Source organism: Planococcus sp. MB-3u-03 (assembly GCF_002833405.1).
In the GTDB taxonomy this organism is placed as follows: domain Bacteria; phylum Bacillota; class Bacilli; order Bacillales_A; family Planococcaceae; genus Planococcus.
Genome location: NZ_CP025132.1, coordinates 1 through 1,566, shown reverse-complemented (window position 1 = coordinate 1,566; position 1,566 = coordinate 1). Strand labels below are relative to the sequence as shown.

Here is a 1,566-nt window from a genome sequence, read left to right as displayed (position 1 = left end):
AAGACGCGACAACTTTGTCGGTGCTCGAAGAAAACGCCGCGTACATCGAACGTTTCTGCAATCCGGAGACTTTGACGATTGGCCACAACATCGAAGCACCAGAGAAATCGATGTCAGCAGTCGTGTCCGGAGCGGAATTGTTCATGCCGCTTGAAGGCTTGATCGATATCGAAGAAGAATTGAAACGCCTGCAAAAAGAACTCGACAAATGGGCGAAAGAAGTCAAGCTCGTTCAAGGCAAATTGTCGAACGAACGCTTCGTGTCGAAAGCACCGGAAGCGGTAGTGGCAGAAGAACGCAAGAAAGAAGCGGATTACCTCGAGAAGCACGCAACCGTTGAAAAACGCATGGAAGAATTAAAGAACTTGTAATAGGAAAAAGCGATTCCCTTTAAATGGGAATCGCTTTTTTTTTAGGTGTTGAGAAACTTCTGCAGTCTTTCAGGTTCCGTTACAGCCGGACGCTTTCCGCGGGCACGGCCTCAGCCGCTTCGTCGCTGACGCTCCTGCAGGGTCTTCGGCTCGCGCTGGTCCCGAAGGAGTCGCCGGCTTGCACTCCACTAGCGTCGAATAATTATTTATTCAACTCGCTTTTATTTTTCATTAGAATTAACTAGGATATTAAATAATTTGTAAATGAAAAGCTATGACTTCCTTAACACCTCTAAAAAACCAGCGCAGGGGCGCTGGTTTTTAATCTTGTTGTTTGGTGGCAAGTGACCGGATATGGGCTTGCTTGACTTGCGCCAATAACGCGTGTTCAGTCAGCAAACGGTAACCTGTTTGCGCCAATGCTTTGGCGCCTTTGATCAAGGCTTCATCGCCTGCTTTCGAACGGGCGGCTTCCCGGAATTCTTCGGTATGGGCAATGAGGCTTTCGGGTCCGATTTTGATATAGCCGTGGGCAGTCGGCACTTCATAGCTGATATTGCCGGCATCGGTCGAACCGAGCCCGGAAATGCGCGAAGCGGCTACTGTGTCGCCTAGTGTTTCAAGTTCGGCTTTTAGGATTTCATCGAGCTCAGGCGTGACAACAAGATCCTTCACTTCATTCTGGAAACGTTCGATTTCGACACGGGCACCTGTTGCAAGGGCAGCGCCTTCAGCGATGGCACGCACTTTTTTCGCCGTCTCGGCGGTCTTTTTCCAAGAATCTCCGCGGATGTAGAAGCGGGCAGAGGCGTATTCCGGAATGATATTCGGCGCGTCGCCTCCGTGCGTGATGATGCCATGCACCCGTGCATCATCCGGTAATTGTTGGCGAAGGGCATTGATGCCGTTGAACAATTGAAGCACGGCATCGAGTGCATTGATGCCTTTTTCAGGAGACCCGGCAGCATGGGCCGGCTTGCCGTAGAAATGAAAACTCAGCGGGTCGACGGCGAGCGAAGGGCCTGTAACCGCCGAGTTTCCAGACGGGTGAAGCATCAATGCGGCATCGATTTTTTCGAGAAGTCCGTGTTTGACGAAACTTCCTTTCGCGCTGCCATTCGGCCCGCCTTCTTCAGCGGGGGTGCCGAGGACGACGACGCGCCCGCCGGTCAATTCCAAGGTTTTACTGAGCGCA

Annotated in this window: 1 protein-coding gene and 1 pseudogene; one reads left to right on the top strand and one right to left on the bottom strand. The window is 51.7% G+C overall.

Annotation, left to right across the window (positions count from 1 at the left end; all coding sequences use genetic code 11):
* A pseudogene (valS, locus tag CW734_RS01160) lies at positions 1-371 on the top strand (valine--tRNA ligase); the annotation flags it as partial.
* 321 nt (positions 372-692) lie between these two features.
* Here valS and CW734_RS01155 read toward each other — a convergent pair.
* A partial coding sequence (locus CW734_RS01155; protein ID WP_101189124.1) for a M20/M25/M40 family metallo-hydrolase occupies positions 693-1,566 on the bottom strand: 874 nt, incomplete at its 5' end.